The sequence below is a fragment of the Algoriphagus mannitolivorans DSM 15301 genome (genome assembly GCF_000429425.1).
Taxonomy (GTDB): domain Bacteria; phylum Bacteroidota; class Bacteroidia; order Cytophagales; family Cyclobacteriaceae; genus Algoriphagus; species Algoriphagus mannitolivorans.
Genome location: NZ_AUBV01000006.1, coordinates 244,630 through 265,578, shown reverse-complemented (window position 1 = coordinate 265,578; position 20,949 = coordinate 244,630). Strand labels below are relative to the sequence as shown.

The 20,949-nt window shown below is 44.0% G+C and carries 16 protein-coding genes; 7 read left to right on the top strand and 9 right to left on the bottom strand.

The features are described from left to right. Positions 1–13: 13 nt before the first annotated feature. From G458_RS0107840 to G458_RS0107830, 3 genes are read right to left on the bottom strand one after another with little or no spacing between them, the layout of a single operon-like run. Positions 14–2,230 (bottom strand): molybdopterin oxidoreductase family protein, encoded by a 2,217-nt coding sequence (locus G458_RS0107840; RefSeq protein ID WP_026951416.1) that lies wholly within the window; start codon positions 2,228–2,230, stop codon positions 14–16. Between the two features lie 12 nt (positions 2,231–2,242). Then, positions 2,243–3,298, bottom strand: a complete 1,056-nt coding sequence (locus G458_RS0107835) for a hypothetical protein (protein WP_026951415.1) — start codon at positions 3,296–3,298, stop codon at positions 2,243–2,245. 12 nt (positions 3,299–3,310) lie between these two features. Beyond that, positions 3,311–4,648, bottom strand: a complete 1,338-nt coding sequence (locus G458_RS0107830) for an MFS transporter (protein ID WP_026951414.1) — start codon at positions 4,646–4,648, stop codon at positions 3,311–3,313. Between the two features lie 414 nt (positions 4,649–5,062). Between G458_RS0107830 and G458_RS0107825 the strand changes: the two genes are divergently transcribed. Both G458_RS0107825 and G458_RS0107820 read left to right on the top strand, forming a co-directional pair. Continuing rightward, positions 5,063–5,614 (top strand): fasciclin domain-containing protein, encoded by a 552-nt coding sequence (locus G458_RS0107825; protein ID WP_026951413.1) that lies wholly within the window; start codon positions 5,063–5,065, stop codon positions 5,612–5,614. Between the two features lie 113 nt (positions 5,615–5,727). Then, positions 5,728–6,165, top strand: coding sequence for an RrF2 family transcriptional regulator (locus G458_RS0107820; protein ID WP_026951412.1), 438 nt, complete (start codon positions 5,728–5,730; stop codon positions 6,163–6,165). Between the two features lie 126 nt (positions 6,166–6,291). On the opposite strand, the gene G458_RS0107815 is transcribed toward G458_RS0107820, so the two are convergent. From G458_RS0107815 to G458_RS0107805, 3 genes are all read right to left on the bottom strand, one after another. Next, on the bottom strand, positions 6,292–7,971 hold the full coding sequence (locus tag G458_RS0107815; protein WP_026951411.1) for a sulfatase family protein: 1,680 nt from the start codon (positions 7,969–7,971) through the stop codon (positions 6,292–6,294). Positions 7,972–7,988: 17 nt separating this feature from the next. After that, on the bottom strand, positions 7,989–9,656 hold the full coding sequence (locus tag G458_RS0107810; protein ID WP_407636953.1) for a sulfatase family protein: 1,668 nt from the start codon (positions 9,654–9,656) through the stop codon (positions 7,989–7,991). Positions 9,657–9,816: 160 nt separating this feature from the next. Then, positions 9,817–12,243: a TonB-dependent receptor gene (locus tag G458_RS0107805; RefSeq protein ID WP_026951409.1), complete on the bottom strand. Its 2,427-nt coding sequence runs from the start codon at positions 12,241–12,243 to the stop codon at positions 9,817–9,819. A gap of 199 nt (positions 12,244–12,442) precedes the next feature. Between G458_RS0107805 and G458_RS0107800 the strand changes: the two genes are divergently transcribed. Continuing rightward, the gene (locus G458_RS0107800; RefSeq protein WP_026951408.1) at positions 12,443–13,873 is read left to right on the top strand and encodes a sulfatase; all 1,431 of its coding nucleotides are present in this window, start codon (positions 12,443–12,445) and stop codon (positions 13,871–13,873) included. Between the two features lies 1 nt (position 13,874). Further along, positions 13,875–15,335, top strand: coding sequence for a sulfatase-like hydrolase/transferase (locus tag G458_RS0107795; protein WP_026951407.1), 1,461 nt, complete (start codon positions 13,875–13,877; stop codon positions 15,333–15,335). Here the strand turns inward: G458_RS0107795 and G458_RS0107790 are convergent. Both G458_RS0107790 and G458_RS0107785 read right to left on the bottom strand, forming a co-directional pair. Beyond that, positions 15,332–16,081 carry a LytR/AlgR family response regulator transcription factor gene (locus G458_RS0107790; RefSeq protein ID WP_026951406.1) on the bottom strand — a complete coding sequence of 250 codons (750 nt, stop codon included), beginning with the start codon at positions 16,079–16,081 and terminating at the stop codon, positions 15,332–15,334. The genes G458_RS0107795 and G458_RS0107790 overlap by 4 nt on opposite strands. Then, positions 16,078–18,147, bottom strand: coding sequence for a tetratricopeptide repeat-containing sensor histidine kinase (locus G458_RS0107785; RefSeq protein WP_026951405.1), 2,070 nt, complete (start codon positions 18,145–18,147; stop codon positions 16,078–16,080). The genes G458_RS0107790 and G458_RS0107785 overlap by 4 nt, the downstream gene beginning before the upstream one ends. 149 nt (positions 18,148–18,296) lie before the next feature. Here G458_RS0107785 and G458_RS0107780 point away from each other — a divergent pair, with 149 nt between their 5' ends. Then, positions 18,297–18,860: a hypothetical protein gene (locus G458_RS0107780; RefSeq protein ID WP_026951404.1), complete on the top strand. Its 564-nt coding sequence runs from the start codon at positions 18,297–18,299 to the stop codon at positions 18,858–18,860. Here the strand turns inward: G458_RS0107780 and G458_RS0107775 are convergent. Beyond that, entirely contained in the window at positions 18,857–19,441 is a 585-nt protein-coding gene (locus tag G458_RS0107775) for a hypothetical protein (RefSeq protein ID WP_157359725.1), read from the bottom strand. The two genes, G458_RS0107780 and G458_RS0107775, sit on opposite strands and share 4 nt — an antisense overlap. 228 nt (positions 19,442–19,669) lie before the next feature. Between G458_RS0107775 and G458_RS0107770 the strand changes: the two genes are divergently transcribed. Together G458_RS0107770 and G458_RS22025 are read left to right on the top strand one after the other, a co-directional pair. Continuing rightward, positions 19,670–20,830 (top strand): sialidase family protein, encoded by a 1,161-nt coding sequence (locus tag G458_RS0107770; protein ID WP_035467892.1) that lies wholly within the window; start codon positions 19,670–19,672, stop codon positions 20,828–20,830. Next, entirely contained in the window at positions 20,821–20,949 is a 129-nt protein-coding gene (locus G458_RS22025) for a hypothetical protein (RefSeq protein WP_281171601.1), read from the top strand. The genes G458_RS0107770 and G458_RS22025 overlap by 10 nt, the downstream gene beginning before the upstream one ends.

Genomic DNA, 20,949 nt, shown 5'->3' with positions numbered 1-20,949 from the left:
AAGGGCTATTAGGTTAAAAACTTTGATAGGCTGTTTCTTTGATTTGGACAGAGGCCATTTTTCCTGTTGGAATAAGCTGACAGGCACATACTTTGAATTCTGGAATTTTGCTGATTGGATCCAAGGTTCCGATAGTCAGTTGATTTGCAGAATGTTTGCCTCCCCAGTGATAAGGGATAAAGACAGTGTCTTCCCGGATAGTTTCTACAATCTGGGCTGGGAAGGTCGCCTCACCTCGACGGGTTTTTACGATTACCTGATCTCCATCTTTGATCCCGTACTGATATGCTAGCTTGGGATGAATTTCCAATAGCGGTTCCGGATATTGATCCAAAAGCTTACCGATTCGGCGGGTCTGAGTACCGCTTAGGTATTGGGATACCACTCTACCGGTGGTCATCACGACAGGATACTCCTTATCCACCACTTCTGCAGGGTCCCGATAGGATACCGGGTTGAAGTGTGCTTTTCCGTCTGGTGTTTTAAATTTGCGGTCCTCCCAAAGTCTAGGGGTACCGGGATGATCTTCTGAAGGACATGGCCAGAAAACTCCCATATTCTTCTCAATTTTTTCATAAGTAATCCCAAAGTAATCGGCAGTACCTCCTTTGGAAGCTACCCGAAGTTCATTAAAAACATCCTCAGCCTTGTCATAGGCGAATTTGTCCCCAACTCCCAGTCTCTGTGCCAATTCGATCAGGATTTCGCTGTCTTTTCGGGCTTCTCCGGGAGGCGTGATAGCTTGGTTGATTTTTACCACCCGACCTTCAGCGGTAGTCACAGTTCCCTCTTCCTCTTCGTGTAGCGAGCCAGGGAGAATCAAGTCTGCATGCCTCGCAGTTTCATTGAGGAAAAAGTCAATAGCTACATAGTATTCCAGTTTTTCCAGAGCTTCCCGGACGAAGTTGTTATTGGGCAGGGAAACCAGAGGGTTGAAACAAATTGTGATTAATCCTTTGATTTCACCACGATGGATGGCTTCGATGATTTCATAGGCTGAAAGTCCTTTACCAGGCAATTCTTTTTCATCGATACCCCATACATCCGCAATGTATTGGCGATGTTCTGGATTGGTAATATCCCGATTGCCGGGCAGCTGGTCGCACTTGTGGCCATGCTCGCGACCTCCTTGCCCATTTCCTTGGCCTGTGATAGTTCCATAGCCACAATAGGGCTTTCCGATTCGGCCGGTCGCTAAGACTAAATTGATACAGCTGAGGACATTGTCCACGCCTTTGGTATGATGTTCTATGCCTCTGGCATGTAGCAGAAAGCTCGTTTTTGCTTTGCCCCACCATTCTGCTGCTTGCTGGATCTTAGCGGCCTCAATTCCGGTTTTTTCCTCAGCCCAGGCCAAATCATAATCTTTGACCGCATCGATGGATTCCTGAAATCCGGAAGTGTGCTGGTCAATAAATTCGTGATCCAACCAATCATTGTCGACCAAGATCTTAAGCATAGCTCCGAAAAGTGCAGAATCTCCGCCCGGCCTTACCGGAAGGTGCAAGTCGGCTGTTCTGGCTATCGGGGTTACCCGTGGATCAATCACAATGAGTTTGGCTCCGTTGTCTCGAGCCTGCCAAATGTAGTGTGTCAGCGTAGGAAAAGTCTCAGACACATTCGTACCTGCTATGATGATTACTTCTGCATGCTTCAAGTCAGCCCAGGAATTGGAAATTCTATCCAATCCAAAGGCTTTTTTATTTCCCGCACCGGCACTTACCATGCAAAGTCTCCCATTGTAATCGAGGTTTTTTGTCTTCAAGGCAACCCTGGCAAATTTCCCGACCATGTAGCTTTTTTCATTGGTGAGCGACACCCCGGACAGCATCGCAAAAGCATCACGTCCATGGCTGTTCTGAATGCGCTGAATTTCGCTGACAGTTTTGCTCATGGCATCTTCCCAGGAGGTTTGTTCAAAACCTTTCCCTTCGACTCTCTTATAGGGATGCAAGATTCGATCTGGGTGATTGTTTTGAAGGTAGCGTTGAACGCCCTTTGGGCACAATCGCCCTTCATTGAATGGAAATTCCATCCAAGGCTCAAACCCAGCAACTTTATTATCTTTGACTTTCAACTGAATGCCACACTGCATCCCACAGAAGCAGCAATGGGTTTTAACCAACTTATCGGGCTCATGAACTCCCTGGAAACCTTCCTTAGGAGTGTAGGCTTTGTGAGGGCCGAATTGATCAATGATAGAATCTACTGAAGTAGGTAATTTTGCCATGGTCTGATATTTTTATCCGAAGAAAGCTCCGGCATTTTTTCTTACTTCAAAATGTGCCTTAGCCAAAGCGGCTCTTTTACCTTCGGGACTTAAGTCCAGATGATTGCTTCCATCCTTGAGTGTAAAATCAAAGCCAAGCTCTTTGGTGACTTGCTTTAGGTCATTGACATGCAGTTGAGTAGCAAATTCCTCATGGGTATGCGGACATACAGCCATGCCGTGTTTTTTGCCTTCATGCCGATAAAGGTTGGCTCCTAATTGAGCCAATCGTTGGAAAATGTGGAAAAACTTCCCGAATGGAATCCAAACCAAAAACAGAATCACCGTGACCGCATGAGTCACCGCCATAAACTGATAGGTTTTCCCTTGCAGAAACGTGTAATCATAAGAAATGCCTAAGCCAGTAATGGATATCGCAATCAGCAGCACCAAGGGAAGCCAATCCCCTTCAAATGTCTGTGTCGCAATCAATCCTCCGTCCGTCAAACGACGCTTCATCATCATCACCGCACCTATTGTCACCAAAAGTGAGCACCACACCAAAGCATGAAATGCCATGAATGCGATAAAGGAGCCCAACTCAAATGATCCGGCTTCAAATCCAAAGACCTTGGCAAAATAAATTGTGTCATTACCTGGCTTGAACTCAAAATGAATCCATCCCAAAGTCAGCGGAATTGTCACTGCAAAAGCAATCAGGCAGCCCGTAGCCAATAAAAAGTGACCTATCCATCGGGTTCTGCTCCGGTGATAAATAAACCTTTGAAAGAGAATATTTTGAAAAAAGAGCTTGACACTTCTCAAGAGGTAAAAGGGGAAATCCCTACTGAATAGAAATTGCATACTCCTTTTCCAATAAAGCCTTGTAGGAGGCCGCTGCAACCATACCGAATATCGATAGGCAATTCCAAAAACCGCAAAGACAGTCCCCAAGAGGTAAGCTATAAGGGCGGCATCGAAGTTTTGAAGATTTCTGGACCCCAAGAAAACCAAGATTACTACCGCCAAGGCAGCAATGATCGCTTTAATCAAGGCTATTCTGTTAAGGGTTTGAAGTAGTCTAAGCATATAGATGCAGGTTTAACAAGGTCTTTCAGCACCTTTTCTGTTGTAGAAATACCAATTGATTCCTGTGGCCAAAACCAGGAAAACAGCCAAAATCTCAAAGAATCCCGTTGCGCTTCCAGTCGAAACCATGAAACCACTGATCGCTAGGGAAAATATAAAAGGACCATAGGCACCGATTGCGGCTGTCCATCCAATCACCCCAGAAGCATGCACCGGGTTATGCTTGAAAATCACCGGAAATTGCTTGAAAGTAGAAGCATTACCGATGCCAGTAAAAAAGAACAGCACCAACATAACCAGTATAAACATATCGAGCTGCTGTATTCCACTTGGTTCTAATAAGTTAAGGAAAATAATCGCAAGAGTACAACCTAAAAGGCCTAAACCTGAAATTGTAGTCAAAACTGCTCCTCCAATTTTATCGGCAATAAAACCAAATCCTACGCGCGCTGCAGATCCAATCAACGGACCATAAAAAGCATATTTCAAAGGATCCAAGGAGGGGTCAAAGGGCCCATAAACGGACTTCAAAAGCAGTGGGAATGCAGCTGACAATCCTGCAAAGGTCCCGAAGGTCATAAAATAAATCACAGTGCAATACCAGGTATGCTTGTCTTTAAATATGCCTAGTTGATCTTTAAAAGTGGATTTTATAGGAATACTTCGCAATAATAGCCAACAAAGAATCCCAATGAGAATCAGAAGTGGCGCATACCACAAGGAAGCACTTTGAAGGAAGATTTCACTTTGAACCACTTCGCCAGCAGCAGTCTTTTTAGTAAAAACCTGCGGAGCTCCATAGAATCCTATTCCCAGCATAATAGGGGTCATGAATTGTGCAAGACTTACCCCGAAATTCCCAATCCCAGCCTGAATACCCAAGGCAGCGCCTTTCAAGCGAGAAGGGAAAAACATATTGGTCGAAGGCATAAAAGAGGAAAAGTCCCCTCCTCCAAAGCCCGCTGTTAGCGCTAATACCGCAAAAACCCAAAAAGGAGTGTTGGGATCCATAACCGCAAAGCCAAACCCAATGACCGGAATCAGCTTGATAAATGTCGCAATCGTGATCACTTGCCGGGTTCCAAAAATGGGAATCAAAAACGTGTGCACGATCCTTAAGGTACCCGCAGCCAAACCTGGCAATGCCGCCAACCAGAAAAGCTGATTGGATGTGAAATTGAATCCGATTCCATCTAATCTTGTCACTATTGCACTGACCATAAACCAAGTTGCAAAAGAAAGCACTAATGAAATCGTTGTAATAGTCAGGGTTCGCCAAGCTATTTTTTTCCCCTGATCATTCCAAAAGATGTCATTTTCAGGTTCCCAGGTCGTAAGCCAAGTTTTCATAGGGTCATTGTTTTATTTTCAATCTGCTCCCGGGACTACGGGATTTAGGAAGTCACACCGCATTACCTCCTTATTTCACCCCTCCGTTTGGTTCGATTCCAAGGGATCTCAATTAGGATAGCTGCTCCGAAGGTAGAGGGTGTTTTTTCCCAATCACATGATAAAAATCAGTTAATAAAATAATTCCTGTAAGCTTTTTTCTACTCGAATACCGGTATGAAAACCCCTAAATTAGGATTGAATTATCTTGTTATAATGCTCATTTATGTCATTAAAGCATTTTTTTAGAAATTTAAAAAAATAATAAAGGATTTATTTGTCTTTTTTTTATTTGAAATATACATTTGACCTATGATTCACTAAATCCAAAGCATTCATCTTTCAAAAAGACCCAAATCCTTACCTCCCTTCACTATGAAAAAGTTGCTTTATCTCCCCTCTTTGCTTCTGGCCCTGGCCGCCTGGTCTTGTGGCGGTCAGGCCACAGATAGCACAACTTCTACCGCTGAATCAGCTCCGGGACCCGGACAATCCGCTGTTTTGGACGATGTCTCTAACCCAAATGTGGTCCAAGTAGCCGTTGGCTCAGCTGATCACAGTACTCTTGTGGCGGCATTGAAAGCCGCAGACTACGTGGATGCCTTGACCAATGTGGGTCCATTTACAGTATTTGCGCCGACCAACAACGCCTTTGATGCATTACCGGCTGGTACTCTGGATGATCTGGTCAAACCAGAGAATCAACGTAAACTCCGAGACATCCTCGAATACCATGTTTTGCTGGGAGTTTACAAACCCGGTGATTTTGTAAATGGCAGGAACCTCGGAACAGCAGATGGCCGATCAGTCACCGTCACTGTTGCCGAAGATGGCACGGTGACCATTAATGGAGCAAAAATCGTCGGCACTGTTTCCGCCTCCAACGGAATCATTCATGTCATTGACCAAGTCCTGCTTCCAAAATAAGCTTTAGGTTTCAAGATTTTGTTATGGTTTTTCTTGAAAAGGCCGGAGTTATGTGACTTCCGGCTTTTTTCCTTTAAAATGTGAAAGGTATATTTCGGACAAAATTATCCAAGATGTTCTCCCAAGCTGCTAAGTACGCGATCAAGTCAGTGATTTATATCTGGACTCAAAGCCTTGAAGACAAAAAGGTTAGCGCAAAGGAAATTGGCCAAAAAATAGGTGCTCCAGAGGCATTCACTGCCAAAATCCTACAGAATCTCACCAAGGCCAAAATTGTGGGTTCCATCAAAGGCCCTAATGGGGGCTTCTTCGCAGATGAATCCCATGCAAATTTCAACTTGAAAGATGTCGTCAAAATCGTGGATGGAGATCACCTGTTCTCAGGTTGTAGCTTAGGTCTTCAAAAATGCTCCGAGAAAAACCCATGCCCACTACACTTCGAAGTGGTAAAGGTCCGACGAGACATCGATATCATGCTCACTTCCAAAAGCCTCAAGCACCTCGCTGTAGAAGTCATCAAAGGCCAAACCCATTTGTCAGAGATCCTCTAAATCCTTTTCTTCAGAAATCTTAAAAGTCAAAATATACGGGGTCAATTCACCTAAGAAATAGCATTTCAAGAATTAACCCTTTCAAAAAAAACCAGTGAGATTTTCACTGGTTTTTTTCTTTGACTTTTAATCTTTTCTTCGCTGGCTTTTGATCTCCTCCGCTTTTTCCTTGCTGATTCCCCAGACTTTCCCTTCCAGCGCATCATTCAGCAATCGATCAATATAGCCTTGACTTGTCTCATTGCTGTCTTTGTATTTACCTCGAAGATTCTCCAATCGCCTGTGAAGATCTGCCCTGATTGCCGCATAGGCAGGGTCATCATAGACATTTTTTAATTCCTTGGGATCTTTCACCCGATCAATTAGCTCCCAATAATCCTGGGTGAAATAATAATGAATTAACTTATACTCCTTCGTCACAATGGCATAATGCCGGTTGACCATATGCTCGGCAGGATACTCGTAATAGTGATAGTACACCTCGTCCCGGGTCCATTTTTCGGTATTGCCAGTAAGCAATGGAATCAGGCTTTCGCCTTGCATGTCACCGGGAGCAGGAATTCCGGCAGCTTCCAAGAAGGTCTGCGCAAAATCCAAATTCTGAACCAAAGCATCCGATTTAATTCCGGCTTTTACTTTTCCCGGCCATGCTACCAAAAGCGGAGTTTTGAAACTCTCATCATAGACAAAACGCTTGTCATACCAGCCATGCTCTCCTAGGTAAAAGCCTTGGTCAGAGGTATAGACGATGATGGTGTTTTCCATCAAACCATTAGCTTCCAGATAATCCAACAATCGACCGACATTTTCGTCCACAGCCTTGATGGTGCCCAGGTAATCCTGCATGTAGCGCTGATACTTCCATCGCATCAGGTCTTCTTTGGACATGCTGGGGTAAGCCTTGATAAACTCCTCTTCGATCGGTCCATAATACTTTTTGAAATTTTCCGCCTGAGAAGGGGTAAAGCGGTTCATTTGACCTATAAACCGGCTGGTATCATAGCCTCCGACATCGGCAATTCCGAGTTGCTTGAGAACTCTCGGACTAAGCTTATTGTCCCCAGACCAACCCATATGGGTGAGAATATTCATTTCTGCTTCAGCAGCAGCAGGTCGGCCAGCATAGTCATCAAAAAGGGTCGCGGGCTCAGGGAAGGTCTTTTTGGTAAATTCTTCCATATGCCGCTCAGCCATCAACCAAGGCCGATGGGGTGACTTATGCAAATACATCAGGAGAAAAGGCTGATCCGGCTTTCTCTCCTTTTCCAGCCAATCCAAAGTCATATCTGTGACGATATCGGTCACATATCCTTCGACCTGAATATTACCTTCATTTTTGGTGATAAAGTCCGGATTGTAATAGGAACCCTGCCCCGGCAAAATCTTGAATTGGTCAAAGCCCTTGGGATTGTTGCCAAAGTGAAGCTTTCCAAACATGGCAGTCTGATAGCCTGCCTCCTGCATCAGTTGGGGAAAAGTCACATTGGTCGTGTCGAAGGGGAAATGATTATCGATTTTTCCATTGAGATGAGAATGCTTACCAGTCAAAATGGTCGCCCGGCTGGGAGCACAAATCGAATTGGTCACTGAAGCCTGGGTGAATAGCATCCCCATTTTGGCAATTCTGTCAATGTTGGGAGTTTCGATCAGCTTATTATCATAGGCCGAAATCGCCTGATAAGCATGATCATCGGACATGATAAAAATAATATTTGGCCTGTCCTGTTTTGGATTATCCTTTGACTGACAGGAAAATACACCCGAGATTATCACTCCGGCAATCCAAATTTTCAATAGGCTTTTCATAGGCTGAGTGGGGTCATTCAATTGGCTTTTTCTTTTCTTCTGTCTTCAAAAATCTTATTCAAAAGATCCTTGTTTTTGCCACCGGCATAGGACTTATTTTCTTCCAGATAATCGAGGTACTCATTCAGATACCGCTGAGAAATTTGCGAGTTGTCTCCATATTTCTTTCGCAAGCCCTCCAGTCTGGAGTGAAGATTTTTTCGGATGTCCGCATAGGCAGGATCGTCATAGACATTCTTCAGCTCTTGCGGATCCTTGATTCTATCGATCAATTCCCACTCATCGGTATCGAAATAGTAATGCACCAACTTGTATTCTTTGGTCACTATAGCATAGTGGCGCTTCACCATGTGGACGGATGGATACTCGTAATAATGGTAATACACGGCATCCCGAGTCCACTTTTCAGTATTTCCGGTGAGCAAAGGAATTAAGCTTTCTCCCTGCATATCCTTAGGTGCCGGAATCCCCGCAGCTTCCAGAAAAGTCTGCGCAAAATCCAGGTTTTGGACCATTTCATTGGATTTACTTCCGGGAGCGATTTTCCCTGGCCAAGCCACTAACAAAGGAGTTTTGAAAGACTCATCATACACAAAGCGCTTGTCAAACCACCCATGTTCTCCAAGGTAAAATCCCTGATCTGAGGTATAAACGATGATCGTATTTTCCATCAGGTTATTCGCTTCCAGATAATCCAATACACGGCCTACATTCTCATCGACCGCCTTGATGGTCCCCAAATAATCCTGCATGTAGCGTTGATATCTCCAGCTCATTAGGTCTTTTTCAGACATGTTGGGATAGCGCTTTTTGAAATCCTCATTGACCTGCTGATAATATTGGTCCCAGATGGCGCGCTGGGCTGGATTGAGTCTGCCGACTTCTCCTTCGAAAGCTGCTTTGTCCCAGCTGGAAGTCTCCGCCAATCCTAACTGGTCCATCACCTTGGGGTAAATTTTGGAATCTCCCGCCCAGTGCATGTCCTTTAAAAGATTCATTTCTGCTTCGTGGGCTGCTCTTCCCCTTCCGGAATAATCATCAAATAGCGTGGTAGGCTCTGGAAATTTCCGGGTAGTAAACTCTGCCAAATGTCTCTCTGCCGGCAACCATTCCCGATGAGGAGCCTTGTGTAAATACATCAACAGAAAAGGCTGGTCGGCTTTCCGCTCGTTTTGAAGCCAGTCCAAAGTCATATCCGTGATGATGTCGGTCACATAGCCTTCCACTTGGATAGTTCCTTGGTCTTTGGTGATAAAGTCTGGGTTGTAATATTTGCCCTGTCCCGGCAGAATTTTAAACTGGTCAAAACCCTTGGGATTGTTTCCGAAATGAAGCTTTCCAAACATGGCGGTCTGGTAGCCATTTTCCTTTAGTATTTGGGGGAAAGTAATGTTGGTGGTATCGAATGGAAAATGATTGTCCACTTTTCCATTGAGATGAGAGTGTTTTCCGGTGAGAATTGTTGCACGGCTAGGAGCGCAGATGGAATTGGTCACGGAAGCATTGGTGAAAAGCATCCCCATTTTCGCAATCCGATCAATGTTGGGGGTCTCTATCAGATGGTTGCTGTAAGCCGAGATTGCCTGATAAGCATGATCATCAGACATGATAAAAATGATATTCGGGCGTTCGGCTTTTTTCTCTTCCTGCTTGCAGCTTAACAGAACAGCAGCCAAAATCACCATAGAAATTATTCCAAATCCAGTTTTCATAGATATTTTTAAAAGCTTGTTAGGCTAAAGTAAAAAAGATCTTTGAGCCAAAACCGCCATCCAAGGAATAATTGCCGGAAACAAAAAAACCGTTCTCGATGGAGAACGGTCTTTTCTATAGTCACCTTTTACCTTAAAATTTCAATCCTAGAGTCAGATAGAAAGTCCTTCCATCTGCCGGCATGATCCCCGGACCTGGATATCCTCCAGCTCTTCGTGTAAAATATCGCTCATCGGTCAGGTTGTTAATACCTGCCTTGAGGCTGTGCTGCTTGTAAACTTTCCAGCTCGCAGAAAGATCCTGAACCTGATATGCTGGGATCAAACCCACCGTACCGGCCGCATTGGGAGTAGTCGTATTTGAGGCATCGGAGAAGGTTTCGCTGATGTCACTCATTTGCCAGGTCATGGAAAACTTGCCTAAGCTATAGGTAGCTCCAAATCGATTGATGTTACGGGGAGCGTTTTCAACCAAATTCCCGCTGAGGTTTCTTTCAGAAATCACTCCGTTGCTCACCGAAGTCACTGCGAAATCCTTGTAGGTTGCATTGATAACAGCCACGGAAGCAAACAAATGTAGGTATCCAAAACGGGAGCTTCCCAAGAAGGCCGTGATCGGATCAAATTCCACATAACCTTCGAATCCTTGGCTGACAGACCTGCCTAGATTAGTGCGGAAATTATAGATGCTGCCATCAGTATTAGCCTGTGCGATCGTTCCGATTCTATTGTCATAATTCAGGAAGAAGTAACTCAAATCGAAATTCAAATAAGATGAAATTTTACCTCTATATCCGAAGTCGAAGTTATAACCTCTGGCATCCTGAAGATTGGGATCGATCACATCGGTAGTCGCAGGAGGAGTCAAATCAGAGATCAATACCGGACGGTATGCCTGAGAAAAATTGGAATAAAACTCCGTGCCTTTGCCTACATGGTACTCAGCGCCCAAGCCCAGAAGCGCAAAGGTTCTGGATCTAGTCTCTGGAGTAAGCTGCTGGGGATTGCCATTGCTGACATTCAGCTGACCTTCCATATTGGACTGGATATTTTCCAGACGAATGCCCGCTGTAAACAATAGCTTGTTGTTCAATCGGAATACATTCTCCGCAAAAGCCGCTAGGTTGATATTGTTGAAGTCTAGTTTTCTTCTGAAATCTCCATCAGCTACGGAAAGATCCAAATCTGAACCTGTGGTACCTGTACCCAATTGATTCCTGTCGATCGTTCCATTGAAATATCGCAATCCACTCATCAAGGTCTGCTCCTGACCAAACAACTCATAAGTATGCTGCAATCTCACTTCCGACCCATAAGTAGTATAGAAGTCACGGTCCACCTGACGGTTGCTGCCATCATCTTCCTGATTGATTGGACGCATAAATCCGACTGAATTTCGCTCTGCAAAAGTCCCAAATGCCTTCCAGCTCAATTTGGTATTGTTTGAAATCAGGTATTCTGCAGAAAGAGAAGGAATAAACCAAGGTGTATTGAACCAGTTACGGGAACGGGTGCTCTGCTGGGAGTCCTGCTCGAATTGTGCGTCTGTTTGACCTCCTGGTTGTTGAGATTCAGTGGTCATGTAGGTCATTTCGTACCCAAGTTTCAGCTTGTTGCTGGCGGCATAGTTGAGCTCCAAGTGGGCATGATCCGTATTGAAAAAGCCATTTTCTCTCCAGCCTTCTCCTCTTCTTTTTTGGTAATAAGCGGTGTAATTCCACTTTCCTTCTGTTCCTCCCACATAGTTGAAGGAGCTAAAAAGCCCGTTGCTTCCTACAGTATTGATGGATTCGGCAGTAAAGCGGGTAGAAATATCCGGCTTTCTCAGGACAAAATTCATCAGGCCACCAAACTGAGGACCATATTGCAAAGAAGAAGCTCCACGGATAATCTGGATTTCTTCTACCACTTCCATCGGAGGAGTGAAATATGCCTCAGGGTATCCCATTGGATCCGGAGTGATGTCATATCCATTCATGCGAACGTTGAATTCCCAGGAACGATTTGGGCTCAAACCTCTGGAGGCCACACCCAACTGGATACCTGAACCGTCATTTTCCCAAATGGAAATTCCGGGTGTTCTTCCAAAAATCTGACGGCTGTTGTTCATAGCCAGATTGGCATTGATCTCCGCAAGTCTAATTACCTCATTCTTCTTGCCTGCATTGATCTGGAAATCACTGATTTCAGGCATATTGCTTTGGGAAAGAATCCCTCGGCTTGCAGAAATTCTAAACTCATCCAGCTGGAATTCGGCTTCTCGAAGTACGATGTCCAGGGTTTTGGTTTCTTTTTCGCCAATGGAAAACTCCTTTTCCAAAGTCCCAAATCCTACCAGACTTACCACCAATTGATAATTTCCTGCCGGAAAATCTTTCAACTCATACTTCCCTTCCTGATTGGTCTGAACACCCCTCACGGTGCCCTGAAGAAGGATAGATGCGCCTTGAATAGGCAAATTATTTTCATCGGTCACCTTGCCCTGCAAGAGATTTTTTTGGGCGAAAACGCTTCCTGTGACCAAAAACCAACTGAGGAATAATCCCACAACAACTCTCATCTTATCTCGAAGTTTATTTAGACTTATTTCAAATAGATGCACAAACTTAATCTCCGATGAATTCCTATGCAATCTTTATCTAGAAAAAATCTAAATAAAATTAAGCGGCCTCAAAAAGTGAATTTTTGAAGATTTTGTCTGAGCGGCTGGAGAAAAGTAGGAATTCATTTTACCTTCCCTTTTGCAATAGTTTTTACCGATGAAATGGATTTTCACCAATCTTCTTTTGATTCTCACGATTTCGGCATTTGCCCAATCCAGCAAACCGAATATTCTACTGATTATTTCCGATGATCTGACTACAACAGCCCTTGGAGCCTACGGAAATCCCATGGCCAAGACTCCCCATATCGACCATTTGGCCAGTAAAGGAGTGATTTTTCAAAATGCCTATTCCCAATATCCGGTTTGCGGGCCTTCCCGAGCTTCCTTTATGTTTGGCTATTATCCCAATGCCACCCAGACTTATGGCTATGTCAGTGGGAGGGAAAATGTGGGCGACTCCAAGCAATCCATGGCGGAGTTTTTCAAGGGAAAAGGGTATTACACCGCCCGGGTGAGCAAAATCTACCACATGGGCGTTCCTATCGACATTGAAACCGGCAGTGACGGGCAGGATGACCCGGCTTCCTGGACGGAACGCTTCAACTCACAAGGGCCGGAATGGACGTCGGAAGGGTTTGCAGAACTGGTTCAAAACAATCCCAATGGCAGCATCGAGCGGAAAGGAGGCAACGTAATGACTATTGTGCATGCGGAAAACGGAGACCTTACTCAGTCAGATGGTAAAACTGCCGAGAAAGCCATACAACTCCTGAAAACACACAAAAATAAACCTTTCTTTTTGGCAGTGGGACTGGTTCGGCCTCATGTCCCTTTCGTTGCTCCCAAAGAGTACTTTGCCCATTTCCCTTGGGAAGAAATCGTCCCTCCTCCCATAGTCAAAGGGGATCTCGAGCGTATTCCTGAAAAAGGAATCAATTACGTCACCACTCAAAACTCCGAGATGAGTTTTGCCCAAAAACAAAAAGCAATTGCCGCCTACTATGCTTCAGTGAGTTTTATGGATGCTCAGGTGGGGAAAATTCTGGACGCCTTGAAAGCTGAGGGATTAGAGGATAATACGATTGTAATTTTCACTTCAGACCATGGCTTTCATTTGGGAGAACATGACTTTTGGATGAAAGTCTCTCTCAAAGAGGAATCTGTCAGAGTACCATTGATATTGAAAGGACCAGGAATCACATCCGCCAAGTCGAATTCATTGGTAGAACTCCTGGACTTGTACCCTACCCTGTCAGATCTAGCCGGATATGGAGTTCCCGAAAACCTACAAGGCAAGAGCCTAAAACCCATTCTGAAAAATCCATCCCATAAGATCCGGGATTTCGCCTTTTCAGTCACCCATGGAGGCAATTCCTACCTGATTCGAACCGATCGATGGGCTTATATTCAATATGGAAAAAACGCCGAAGAGGGATTAGAGCTCTTTGACATGCATCAGGACCCCGGGCAATTTCAAAACTTGGCCAAATTGGACTATTATCAGCCTATTGTAAAAGACATGAAAGACCAGCTTCAAAAGAAACTTCATGAAATCCAGCAAAACGATCTGGGAAAAACCTACTGATATGCTTAGAATCTCAATCTTCCTCCTTTTTCTATGGGCTGCAAGTTGCCAGCCAAAACCAGAACCCCAAAAGCCAAATATCCTCTTTCTTTTTGCAGACGATCAGCGGGCAGATGCCTTGGGGATTTCCGGAAACCCGCATATTCTCACCCCAACTTTGGATCAATTAGCCCAGGAAGGCAGCCGATTCACCAATGCCTATGTCATGGGTGGAAATCACGGAGCCATCTGTATGGCAAGCCGAGCTATGCTCCTTAGCGGCAAAAATCTTTTCCAAGTGTATGACCGCCTGAATGGAGTTCAGACCATGACGATGGACTTTGCCAAAGCGGGTTACACCACCTTTGGGACCGGAAAATGGCATAATGAAAAAGAGGCTTTTGAGGCAAGTTTTCAGCAGGCCGAAAATGTCTTTCTTGGAGGAATGGCCAACCATTATTCTATTTCAGTCCGTGATTATGATGCTCAGGGTAAATTAGGCGAACCTACCTCCAAAGGGTATTCCACCGACATCTTTGCCCAGTCTGCCATTGATTTTTTGAATTCCCAAAAGCAGGCAAGCAATCCGTTTTTCTGCTATGTGGCCTTCACTGTTCCCCATGACCCCTACTCCCCTGAGGCAAGCCATATCAAATTGTACCCGGATGGATCAATTCCATTACCCAAGAACTTCCTCCCTTCCCATCCTTTTCAGTTTGACGAACTGACTGTTCGGGATGAAAACCTTACGGGATGGCCTCGAAAACCCGAGGTGGTCCAAATGATCCTTTCAGACTACTATGCTTTGATCACACATTTGGACACGCAGATCGCAAGAATCATTCAAGCACTCAAGGACAATGGGCAATATGAAAATACCATCATTGTCTATGCAGCTGATAATGGTTTGGCGGTGGGGAGTCATGGCCTCTTAGGTAAGCAGAGCCTTTACGAACACAGCATGAAGGTACCATTGATCATTAAAGGCCCAGGGATACCAAAAGGCAAAGAATTCGACGCGTTTGCCTACATCCATGATATTTATCCGACATTGGCCGAATTGGCCGGTATTCCCCTGCGGGAGGATTTGGATGGGATTAGCTTGGGAAAAGTCCTCTCAGGAGAGCAAAAGCAGATCCGTGAGAGTCTTTTTACCGCCTATCGGAATACAGCGCGGGCAGTGCGGGATCAGAAGTGGAAACTCATCCGATATCCAGAGCGGGATTACACCCAGCTTTTTGATTTGGAAAATGACCCAGAGGAAATCCACAATTTGGCTGAATTGGAACAATACCAAGAGCAGAAAAACCAAATGATGGCCCTACTTCGAGCTTCACAAAAGACTGCAGGAGATACAATCCCCTTAACTGCCCCCGTGATCAAACCCATGGAATACAATCCGGATACGCTCAGGAGAAAGCCAGATCAATGGCAACCTGAATACATATTGAAAAGGTATTTTTCTGATTTGGTCCAAAACTAACCACTGCCCAAGACCTGAATCAAATCTTCTTTCCTTCTGGAGGCTACTTCGACCTCAGTTCCGTCTGAGAGTACCAAAGAGCCTCCTTTTCCTTTTTGATATAACTTAACCTCTGCCAAATTGACCAAGTGAGAATTGTGGACTCTAAAAAATCCATGTGGAAGAAGTTGGATTTCATATTCTTTGAGGGTTTTGGAAACGGTGATCTTGCGGCCATTTTTCAGAAAAAAATGGGTGTAGTTAACATCTGCCTGACATCTCATAATTTCCTCCACGGAAATGTATTCAATTCCGATCAGGGAGGGTAAAGCGATCTTGTTACCTATTTTATCCTGCAAATGAAGATGTCGAAGTAGCTTTTCCAAAGATTCCTTTCCTTGCCCATTTTTTTTACTTTTCACCTTCTCTATAGCTATCCTCAGCTCTTCCCGGTCTATAGGCTTGAGTAAATAATCCAAGGCTGCATGTTTGATAGCCTGGAGCGCATACTCCTGATGTGCTGTGGTGAAAACAACCTGAAACTCACCTTTCGGAGCTGCTTTCAAAACCTCAAATCCCGTTTGTTCACCCAATTCCACATCCAAAAAAATCAAATCCACAGTCTTTTGATTCAATAAATCCAGCGCTTCCTTAGCAGTCTGTACCCAGCCTAATACCTCGATGCTCGATTGATGGTCTCTCTCCAAAAAGTGAAAAAGCCGGTCGGCACTTCCCTTTTCATCCTCAATAATCAACGTCTTTATCATATCATTTTGGCTAGAGTTTTGGCGATTCGGAGCTGAACTTCAAACCCTTTTTCCCTTTTTTCACATCGAAGTGATTCAGAATTTCCTTTTTTCGAATTCCAGTCCAAGTGATCCAATCTACTTTTAACAAGGCTCAGGCCCATAGAGCTTGCTTTGTAAGGAAGCCGGACCACATCCTCTTGGCCTTCTCCATTATCTCTTAAAGTCAAAATCAAAGAACCCATTTCGGACGTGATTTCCAGGAGAATTTCCCCTGGATAAGAAGTATAAGCAATCCCATGCCATAGACTATTCTCTACCAAAGGTTGGAGTAGCAAGGGAGGAATTTCAATATGCCGGAAATCCATATTTTCTGAGTTGATGACTCGAAAATCCACTGACTTGCCCATCCTAAGGGTTTCCAATGCGATATAATCCTCCAACAACTCCAGCTCCTGCGCAAGGCTGATTTCTCTTTTTTCAGAATACTCCAAAATCCTCCGGATCAGGCGTGAAAACTTGGTCAAATACCTGTCGGCTTCATCCGGCTGATTCTTCAACAAAAAATTACTGATGGACCCCAAAGCATTAAAAATGAAATGCGGATTCATCTGAGCTCTCAAGGCTTTCAGTTCTAAGTCCACCATTTGAGCTCTAAAACTTGCCTCAAGTTCCTTTTGACGAACTATGCTTTGTCTCCTCAAAAAGAAAAAAACCAAAATCCCAATTGCTAAAATTGAGGCCGCTGCAAAAAGCAAGAAACCGACCTTCCATCTTTCTTGATTTCTTTCGTATTCCAAAAGCGCTTTTTCCATCTCAAATACCTCTGTGATCTGCTTTTCTTTTTGATCAAACTCATGACCCAGTTGAGCCTTAAGCAGCTTTTTTTCGTTTTCGCGGTTGAAAATACTGTCCTTATACAAGCTATAGTTTCTGAAGGAGATCAGACTTTCCCTGAATTCCCCCAATAGCTCCTGACGATCAGAAAGAGCCTTCCAAGCATGCTGGAGCGCATCCAGGGAACCCGAACTTTGAGCTTTTTTCAAAGCCTCTTTTTCCAAGAGATATCCTACTTGAGGGCTTTTCCCCTGCAAATCACCCACTTTTGCCAATTGAAGCAAGACCGAAGAAAGCAACAGCTTTTCATCCAAAAATTCATAGATCACCCTTGCGCTGTCCAAAGCTTTTTCTGCCACAGGGAATTGTCCCAAGGAAGATTTCAGTGCACCAAGATTGCTGAGATCAGAGGCAATTTTCCTGGGATTTCCCAGCTTTAAATTTAATTCCAAGGCCTGATTGATATAGGATTCGGCCTCATTCATTTGGTTTTGAAGTTGCTTGAGGGCACTTAAATTTCCAAGAACGCCAGCTTCTGACGACAGATTTCCGGTCTTTCTGTAGAGCTCCAAGCCTTGCAGGTAGTATTCTTCTGCTTTGGGATAATTCCTAAGGTTTTTCTCCACCAAACCAAGATTATTATACAAGTTACCGCGCTCCCAAGTATCCTCCTCCCCGGTTTGGCCAAGAGCCCGAAGAAAAAGACTTTTGGCATTCGGATAATCTGCCAAAGCCAAAAACACCACACCCTCATTCGAGAGGCTGTTGATGATGTTTTTTCTTAATCCCAATTCTTCAAAAATCTCCGTGGCCTGATGGTGAAATTCCAAGGCTTTTTTGAAATCATTTTGATTGTAATACAGCAAGGCAATGTTGTTGATCGTAGTTCCCTGACCTTTGCGATTTTGGTTCCGGAGGTGATAATCCAATACCACCTCATAGGATTTAATCGCTAGGGAATCTTGCCCGGAGTACCAATAATTCACGCCTTTTCGATTCATCGCTGCAATTTTACCTGACTCGAATTGGAGTTTTTGAGCCAATTGATACGCTGAATCCGCAAAAAGAAGCCCGATTTGGGGATTAGAACCCGCCCATTCCCAAGCAAGCTCATTGTAAAGCTGTACCCGAACAGTGTCCTTATTTCCAGTTTTTTTCAAGGCGATTTGCAGAGAGTCAATTGCTGACTGAGCCAAGACTTCATCGGCAAGGAAAAATATTAGTCCAATGAGCAAAAAATATCTTTTCATGATTTCTCAAGCTAAACCTCAAAATAGTCATTTCTCAAAAAATTGAAGAATTATGCCATGAAATAAATGAATTCGTGCAAGAAATAATTGAAACTGGAATGACTTCATTTTCAGGCAGATTTTAGTCAAAAAATCAAACCCCTAAAAAAATGAAAGCAACTCTCCTTTTTTCTCTTTTCTGTTTTTTCGCAGTAACCACCTTTGCCCAAACTTTCGCCAAAGAAGACAAGGTGATTTCTTTAGGAGTTGGCATTGGAAGCTCCCTGGGAAGTTTTAATTACAGCAGTCAGATTCCAGCCTTGAGTTTGGTTTATGAGCAAGGAATTGCCACAGTCGGTGAGACTGGGGTGATCAGTTTGGGAGGATATATCGGCTACAAATCATTCGGTTACAAAACCAGCAGCAATGGATTCAACTCGGAATCCAAGTGGAATTACACCATCCTGGGAGCAAGAGGAGCTTTTCATTTTTCGCAAATTCAAAATGAAAAACTGGATCTATATGCCGGAGTTTTGCTCAGCTACAACCTACTCAGCTACTCTTATGAGGATAATTCAGGATTCAATACGGGCGCCAATGGCAGCTATGGTAATTCTACAGGCCTTACCTTATTTGGTGGAGCGAGGTACTTTTTTACTGATAAATTAGCGGGATTTGCAGAACTGGGCTACGGCATTTCCTATCTCAACGTAGGGCTAAGTGTGAAGCTTTAGGGGATGTTATTGATCAAAGGAAGACTAAACTGCCCTTCTGTGATCACTAATTCTGTATTTCCTCTTCCTGTCAAGGATGAAACAGGACCCAACAAAACTCCGGAGAAAGTCCCCTCCACCCAGTCAGAGGTTATCTTGGTGAATTTCAATTGGGCGTCATCAGTCACTTTCATGCCAGGAATATTCTGTTGAAAAAGTACTGCATTAAAAACCTGCCCCGAAGCATCAGAATAGGTCAAAAGAATTCGAACTAAGTTGGCCCCTTTGTACTGGAAAGCCTGTTGCATTTGATACTCTTTTCCAAGCTGAAAAGTGGTTTCATTTCTGACAGTAATACTCAGAAAATTCTTTGTCCCATCTCCAGGAGTGCCTAAAATTATCGCTGTAGCCAGATACATAGGACCAGAAGCATCCAGTGAAAACCCCATAGGCTGGTTACTTCCTGAATATTCAACCAATTTTCCTCCAGCTTTAAATTTCAGGAAGGACTGGGATTGTGGAGCAGAATCTTCTTCTTGGCTACAAGAGCAAAGGATAAACGCAGAAAAAAATATCCAAAACAGATTTTTGAGCTTTTTCATGATTTTTTTCATTCAAGTTCTCAGGTTGATTTTTGGGAATCCACCGTCAATTATTATTTGTCAGCTTTGATTGATTGGATGAAATCGAAAAAGCAATGACTTCTCCAAGGAGTTATTCTTTACACTGCGAATTTGGGATGACCTGTAAAAAAGATCTATCGCCACATAATTTGGAATCCATAGTTCTGATTTTTTGCTTTATTTGAATCTCCCAAAGTAACCCGGTAGATGAGACTAGTATGCTTGATTTTCTTTTGCATTCTCCTGCAAAAGCCTTCTAAGGCACAAGAAACCTTGGTCTTCGAAGCAGGCCAAGAAGGTCACGCGATCTATAGAATTCCAGCCATTATTTCGCTTCCCAACGGGGATTTATTGGCTTTTGCCGAAGGCCGAGTGAATGGCAGCGATGACTTTGGAGATGTCAATCTGGTCATGAAAACGAGTTTGGATGGGGGGCATACTTGGTCACCTCTGAAAACCTTGGTGGATTATGACACCCTTCAGGCAGGAAATCCAGCGCCGGTAGTTGATCTCTTTGATCCTGAGAATCCTCAAGGGGTCGTTTACCTTTTTTACAACACCGGAAATAATCACGAATACGATATCCGAATGAATCAAGGAGTTCGGGAAGTCTGGATGATACGATCCTACGATTTAGGCAAAACCTGGGAAAGTCCCGAAAACATCACCCTCCAAGTCCACAAACCCAATAATCCCAAATTCAATCCAACTTACACCAATTCAGACGACTGGAGACACTATGCCAACACGCCGGGTCATGCCATTCAGTTTCAGAGCGGACCCCATCAAGGCAGGATCTATGTATCTGCCAATCATTCCCAGGGAATGCCAAGGAACAAATTCGAAGATTATCAGGCCCATGGATTTTTCACTGACAATCATGGCAAAAGCTTTGAGATCTCTGAATCCATCCGATTCCCAGGCTCTAACGAGTCGATTGCTGCAGAGCTTGAAGATGGAAGGATGATTATGAGTTCAAGAAATCAAAAGGGAGATATCCGTCAAAGGATAATTGCTTATTCTTCGGATGGAGGTGAAACATGGGATGAACAGTATTTCGAACCGCAACTGCCAGATCCTGTTTGTCAGGCCTCAATTTTGAATTTGGGAGAACTGGACGGTGAGACTATTTTGGCACATTCCAATGCCGCAGATGAAGAAGAAAGAAACTACCTGACCATCAAAATCAGCTATGATTCCGGCAAAACCTGGGATCATTTGATTCCGGTAGATTTCACTACAGAGCCCAAGCAACTTCCCTGGACGGCCTATTCCGACTTAGTCAAATTGGACGCTGATACTTTGGGAATTCTTTACGAAAGGAATAAATACCGGGAAATTGTTTTCAAAATCGTGAAATGGCGCTGACCCTGGGGTTTTGGCCCCAAAAATTAAATCAACTCCTTGAATTTGAATTAATTTATGTAAAAACTAAAAAGGTTTCACATGCTGAAAACCACTTCTTAGATGAAGAAAATAGAAGATGA